At 59.0% G+C, this 6,019-nt stretch carries 8 protein-coding genes, 1 tRNA gene and 1 pseudogene; all 10 read left to right on the top strand.

What is annotated here, in order from left to right; all coding sequences use genetic code 11:
• Positions 1 to 143 (top strand): annotated as a pseudogene (gene tuf, locus Q1K49_RS13125) (elongation factor Tu); the annotation flags it as partial.
• Positions 144 to 173: 30 nt separating this feature from the next.
• The gene (rpmG, locus tag Q1K49_RS13120) at positions 174 to 323 is read left to right on the top strand and encodes a 50S ribosomal protein L33 (RefSeq protein WP_029165573.1); all 150 of its coding nucleotides are present in this window, start codon (positions 174 to 176) and stop codon (positions 321 to 323) included.
• 22 nt (positions 324 to 345) lie between these two features.
• Positions 346 to 421 (top strand) — tRNA-Trp (locus Q1K49_RS13115).
• 44 nt (positions 422 to 465) lie between these two features.
• Positions 466 to 648 carry a preprotein translocase subunit SecE gene (secE, locus tag Q1K49_RS13110; protein WP_029165572.1) on the top strand — a complete coding sequence of 61 codons (183 nt, stop codon included), beginning with the start codon at positions 466 to 468 and terminating at the stop codon, positions 646 to 648.
• 67 nt (positions 649 to 715) lie between these two features.
• The gene (nusG, locus tag Q1K49_RS13105; protein ID WP_300526450.1) at positions 716 to 1,258 is read left to right on the top strand and encodes a transcription termination/antitermination protein NusG; all 543 of its coding nucleotides are present in this window, start codon (positions 716 to 718) and stop codon (positions 1,256 to 1,258) included.
• Positions 1,259 to 1,303: 45 nt separating this feature from the next.
• Positions 1,304 to 1,729 (top strand): 50S ribosomal protein L11, encoded by a 426-nt coding sequence (gene rplK / locus Q1K49_RS13100; RefSeq protein WP_300526449.1) that lies wholly within the window; start codon positions 1,304 to 1,306, stop codon positions 1,727 to 1,729.
• 73 nt (positions 1,730 to 1,802) lie between these two features.
• Complete coding sequence (gene rplA, locus Q1K49_RS13095) at positions 1,803 to 2,516, top strand: 50S ribosomal protein L1 (protein WP_300526448.1); 714 nt, start codon at positions 1,803 to 1,805, stop codon at positions 2,514 to 2,516.
• 205 nt (positions 2,517 to 2,721) lie between these two features.
• Positions 2,722 to 3,252, top strand: a complete 531-nt coding sequence (gene rplJ, locus Q1K49_RS13090; RefSeq protein ID WP_029165568.1) for a 50S ribosomal protein L10 — start codon at positions 2,722 to 2,724, stop codon at positions 3,250 to 3,252.
• Positions 3,253 to 3,402: 150 nt separating this feature from the next.
• Complete coding sequence (gene rplL / locus Q1K49_RS13085) at positions 3,403 to 3,786, top strand: 50S ribosomal protein L7/L12 (protein ID WP_300526447.1); 384 nt, start codon at positions 3,403 to 3,405, stop codon at positions 3,784 to 3,786.
• 386 nt (positions 3,787 to 4,172) lie between these two features.
• The coding region (locus Q1K49_RS13080; RefSeq protein ID WP_300526446.1) for a homocysteine S-methyltransferase family protein at positions 4,173 to 6,019 on the top strand (1,847 nt) is incomplete at its 3' end.

Here is a 6,019-nt window from a genome sequence, read left to right as displayed (position 1 = left end):
TGGAAATGGTCATGCCCGGGGACAACTCGCAGTTCGAAGTGAAGCTGATCGTGCCCATCGCCATGGAGGAAGGACTGCGATTCGCCGTGCGCGAAGGCGGTCGTACCGTCGGCGCCGGTGTGGTCACGCAGATCCTCGACTAGGCAGCGCTCCGGCGGAAAGAGGAAGGATCAATGGCTGACAATATCGGACTTCAGTGTACAGAATGCAAGCGGCGCAATTATGTTACTACGGTGAACAAGAAGAAGCAGACGAAGAAGCTGGAGAAGAAAAAGTTTTGCAAGTTCTGTAAGGGGCATACCTTGCACAAGGAGACAAAGTAAGGTATAATCCCTTCCGTTGCGCAGGTCCGTAGCTCAATTGGCAGAGCACTGGTCTCCAAAACCGGGGGTTGCAGGTTCGAGTCCTGCCGGGCCTGCCAGATATCTGATACACGTTCGCGTCGCAGACTGGGGGCCGTCGTAGGTGGACAAGTTGTTTGAGTTTCTTCGCGAAGCCAAGGCTGAGCTCAAGAAGGTCACCTGGCCGAGTAAGCAGCAGGTATGGTATTCCACGCTCATCGTCATTGCCGTGACCTTTATGGTGGCTGCCTATCTGGGTGTGGTAGACATGCTTCTTACCGCAGTTTTCACGCGAATTCTCAGCTAGGTTCGCATCCTTTCAAAAGATTGTCTTGTTTGGGGGGTGAGGGGGCCGTGCGGCCCCCTTTTAAGTGATGAAGGAAAATCGCGAACGACGCTGGTACATCATACAGACCTATTCCGGATACGAAAACAAGGTCAAGGCCAACCTTGAGCAGCGTATCGCCACTATGGGTATGGAGGACAAGATCTACAACGTCCTCGTTCCCGTAGAAGAGCGGGTCTACGTCAAGGAAGGGAAGACCAAGCGGATGCGCCGCAAGGTCTTCCCCAGTTATGTCCTGGTGGAGATGGTTCTGGAGGACCAATCCTGGTTCGTGGTGCGCCACACACCGGGGGTGACGGGTTTCGTCGGAGCGGGCAACCACCCCATCCCGCTCTCGGAGCGCGAAGTCCAGGATATTATGGCGAAGATCGGCAAGGATACGGCCAAACCGAAGATCGAGATCGACCTCAAGCCCGGCGATACGGTTCGCGTGAAAGAAGGTCCCTTCGAGGGACAGGCGGGCCCCGTGGTGGAAGTGCTGACGGACAAGGGCAAGGTCAAGTTCTCCGTCACCGTTTTCGGACGAGAGACGCTCGTCGAGGCCGACTACACGGAGCTGGAGAAGCTCTGAACATAGAGTCGTCGGAACGACGGCCAGAGGAGGGAAACATCTGACATGGCGAAAAAAGTGATCGGAGAAATCAAGCTCCAGCTTCCAGCGGGCAAGGCGACGCCGGCGCCTCCCGTGGGACCGGCGCTTGGTCAGCACGGCGTTAACATCATGGAGTTCGTGAAGCAGTTCAACGCGAAGACGGCGGATCAGGTTGGAATGATCATCCCCGCAGTGATCACCGTGTACGCGGACCGCAGCTTCACCTTCATCCTCAAGACGCCGCCTGCGAGCGTTCTGATCAAGAAGGCTGCGGGTCTGGAGAGGGGTTCCGGCGAACCCAACAAAACCAAGGTCGGTAAGGTGACCAGGAAACAGGTGGAGGAGATCGCCAAGCTGAAGATGCCCGATCTCAACGCCAATACCGTGGAGGCTGCCATGGAGATGATCATGGGAACCGCCCGGTCCATGGGCGTGGAGATTGCGGACTGACGGATCCGGCCGAAAGGACGGGTCGTGGGAGGGAGCGATTTCGCTCCCGCAGGGACCACGAGGAGGCAGGAAGATGGCTAAGATGGGCAAGCGCTACAAGGGATTGCTGGAAAAAGTGGAGGCGACGAAGCTCTACGGATTCCGCGAGGCTGTTCTTCTGGTGAAGGAAATTGCGAACGCGAAATTCGACGAATCGGTGGAGCTCCATGTTCGCCTGGGCGTCGATCCCCGTCACGCGGACCAGCAGGTCCGCAGCACCGTTGTGCTTCCCCATGGAACGGGAATCACGAAGAAGGTGCTCGTCATTGCCTCGGGGGAAAAGCAGAACGAGGCACTTGAGGCTGGCGCGGACTTCGTCGGAGGCGAGGACATGGTCGCGAAAATCCAGGGCGGATGGCTGGATTTCGACGCGGTCATCGCTACGCCGGACATGATGAAAAGCCTGGGACGCTTGGGCAAGATTCTCGGTCCCCGGGGCATGATGCCCAGTTCCAAGACCGGAACCGCAACGACCGAAGTCGCCGATGCGGTGAAGGAAATCAAGGCTGGACGTGTTGAATTCCGTGTTGACAAATTCGGCATCATCCACAACGGCGTCGGCAAGGTCAGTTTCGAGAAGGAGAACCTCGTGGAGAACGCCGTCACGCTGCTTCGGGCGATCGTCAAGGCCAAGCCTTCCGCAGCGAAAGGGCAGTACATCAAGAGCCTCACCGTCACGAGCACGATGGGCGTGCCCGTCAAGGTGGATCCCAACGCGGCACAGAAAGAAGTCGTTGTGACGGAATAGGAGCATTTTCGTTCGGATATGCTACAATAACACTCCATTTCGGGACTGAAGACAGCAGGTGCATGTCTTTCGCTCAAGTTTCCTTCGGGAGAGCCTGCCGAGGTCCGGGAAAAGGTGTCGTGCACCGAGAAGTCTTCTTCTCGATCGTCTCGTCATCTCCCGGGGCCTCGGTCCCGGGAGATTTTTTTCGAGAGGAGGTGACTTCATGCCGACAGAAGCCAGAATGCAGCAGGTATCCATGCTCCGAGAACTGCTCCAGCGCAGCGAAGCGGTGTTTATCGTCGAATACCGCGGAATGAACGTGAAAAAGATGACGGCCGTTCGTGCCAAAGTTCGTGAGGCCGGTGGCGAGATGAAGATCGCGAAGAACACGCTGTTCCGGATCGCTCTCGCGGAGGAAAACTCTCCGGTTCCCGAGGAGATGACTGCGGGAGCCAATGCTTTCACCATGGCCTACGGAGATGTGACGGCCGTTGCCAAGGCCCTTCGTGACTTCTCGAAAGAGAAGGGGAACGAGATGCTCATCATCAAGGGCGGCATCATGGGACAGCATGTCCTGGATCAACAGCAGGTTCTCGCGCTCGCGGATCTCCCGAGCCGGGAGGTTCTCTTGGCCCAGGTGGTGGGAACCATCGCAGCGCCCTTGCGGAGCCTCGTCACGGTCCTCTCCGGTCCCATGCGGGGATTCGTCACGTGTCTGTCTCAGATCAAGGACGAAAAGGAAAAGGCCGCATGACGGCACCTTTTTCCGTGTGAAAAAACGTCGGCGTCAGAAAGAGCGGCGAGTGACGCAAGGTCATGAAGGCAGCCGCGGGTGTTTCCTCGGTGAAAACCGGAGGCGAAAATCAGGGATGATTCCCTAATCGAAAAAAGGAGAGTGACTTGGATGACCCGTGAGGAGATCATCAAGGCGATTGAGGAAATGAGCGTTCTCGAGCTGTCCCAGCTCGTAAAGGATCTGGAGGAGAAGTTCGGCGTGTCTGCCTCGGCACCTGCTATGGCCATGCCCATGATGATGCCCGGCATGGGCGCTGCTGCTGCCCCCGCCGAGGAGGAGAAGACGGAGTTCGACGTGGTTCTCAAGGGCGCCGGTTCCAACAAGATCGGCGTCATCAAGGTTGTCCGGGAACTCACTGGTCTCGGACTGAAGGAAGCCAAGGAACTCGTGGACAACGCCCCCAAGCCCGTGAAGGAAGCTGCTTCCAAGGACGAGGCCGAGGACATCAAGAAGAAGCTCGTCGAGGCCGGTGCCGAGGTGGAGCTCAAGTAGCGCGCAGTGCCTGTTCTGAAGGCCGCCCTCAAGGGCGGCCTCTTTTTTTGCCGCTTTTCCGCTGCGGATGGGACGGGACGACTCGACCAGGCTGCATTCCCTCCCATCATATGGAGAGTTGTGTGGCGCTAAGGTGTGCAAAAAAGTTTTCTTAGTGTTCGGCGGTCGCCTGCGGGGATTGGCCGAACTTTGGATACGCGGCACAGTGTTCTGTCGGGGTGCGTCAAAAGCGTAAGAATCTGATGTCGTTTTTGAAATGACGACAAAATTTCGGGAACCACTTCTTGCTTCCCGAAAGAGTGGACGGTATCATACAAATTCATATCCCTCCGATGCAGATCTTCCCGAAAATCGATGGATCCGAAAACTGGAAACGGGGTGATCCCTTGAACGCCGCAGCTCTCAAGGAATGGATTCGCAACTATGGCCGGGTACCTCTTCTCGACGGTGCCATGGGTACGTTGCTCGCCGAAAGGGGATGGCTTCCTCCCGCACTGCCCGAGGAGATGAACCTTGGAGATCCCGAGGCGGTCGGGCAGGTGCACAAGGCCTATCTCGCCGCGGGATGCGTCATCATCGAGACCAATACCTTCGGTGGCAGCGCTCAGAAATTGAAAGAACGAGGGCTTGCGGAGCGGACTTTTCAAATTAATGCCGCTGCCGCTTCGATTGCCCGAAGGGCTGCCGGAAAAGGGGCGTTGGTGGCTGGTTCCGTGGGGCCCCTCGGCGAGTTGCTCAAACCCTACGGAACCCTTTCCTTCGAAGATGCCTACCGGGCTTTTCTGCCGCAGATGCAGGGACTGGCCGAAGGTGGAGCGGACTTTTTTCTCATTGAGACCATGATGGATCTGCAGGAGGCCAAGGCGGCGGTTCTCGCGGCCAAGGATGCCGCGCCGGACATGGCCTTCGTGGTGAGTTTCACCTTCGACAATCACGAGTGCACCGTCACGGGAACTCCTCCGGAGGTCGCGGCGGACTGGGCCCGCTGTATGGGGGCCGCGGGTGTCGGAGCGAATTGCGGCATGGGGCCGGACCGCTATCTTCCTGTGGTGCCCCGTCTTGCCGCGCATGCGGGCATTCCCGTGTTCATCTACGCCAACGCGGGGCTTCCGAACGACCCTAACCGGTTCGACCCCGCGGCGTTTGCCAAGGTCGGGCAGGCCCTCGTGCAGGCCGGAGCCAATGTCATCGGAGGCTGCTGCGGCACGACGCCCCAGCATATGGCGGCGCTCTCCGAGGTGGTGCGCCGTATTTCCGCGCCGAAGGTACGGGACATTCACCACGCCACGCTCACGAGCCGGAGCCGAACCGTTCCCGTGGGAGGGCAGCATCCCTTGGCCCTGGTGGGAGAACGCATCAACGTGTGGCGCAAATCACCTCTCCGAGACGAGGTTGCCCAGTACAAATGGGAGCTTCTCCGCGAGGAGGCACGTCTCCAGGCCGCTGCGGGAGCCCATGTGATCGATGTGAACGTCACACTGCCGGAGATCGACCAGCCCAGGGCCATGCGCGAGGCCGTGCTCGCGGTGGAACATGCCTGCGCGGCGCCTCTCTCCCTGGATAGCGACAATCTGGATCTCGTCGAAGCCGGACTTGCCGTGTGCACGGGAGTACCCCTGGTGAATTCCGTTTCCGCAAAAGGAGACCAGCTTGAGCGGGGGTTGCGTCTCGCGAAACGTTTCGGGGCGTCTCTGGTGGTGCTTGCCATCGACGACGAAGGAATTCCCGAGACGGCGGATCGGCGCCTCGGCGTGGTGCGCCGTATCATGGAGACTGTGGATGCCCTCAGGTTTCCTCGGAGTTCCGTCTTTCTGGATGTGCTCACCCTTACCGTAGGAGCGGAGGGAAAAGCACCCACGGTCACGCTGGACGTGCTTCGCCGGGTGCGGACCTTGGGATGTTCCACGATCCTGGGTATCAGCAACGTCTCCCACGGCATGCCCGTCAGAAACCTCCTGAACAGAACCTTTCTCGCCATGGCCATGGGCAGCGGGCTCGACGCGGTCATCGCGAATCCTTTGGACGAGGAACTCCTCGCCACCATAGCGGCGGGAAATCTTCTCGTCGGGCACGATCCCCAGGCCCGAAACTATCTCGCCTTTGCTCCCCGCTATCAGGGGCCACCTTCCCGAAGTGGACCTCCGGAGTCTCCGGGAAGCGCTGCCGTTTCTCCCGCACCGGAAGCGACAGCGCCTTGCTCGGTGTCTTCCGCCGACCCCTGGGAGGGGCTCCG

Origin of the sequence: Aminiphilus sp. (genome assembly GCF_029975095.1) — a bacterium.
GTDB lineage: Bacteria > Synergistota > Synergistia > Synergistales > Aminiphilaceae > Aminiphilus.
Note: the sequence above shows the minus strand (reverse complement) of the source record. Positions and strands in the feature narration are given on the sequence as shown.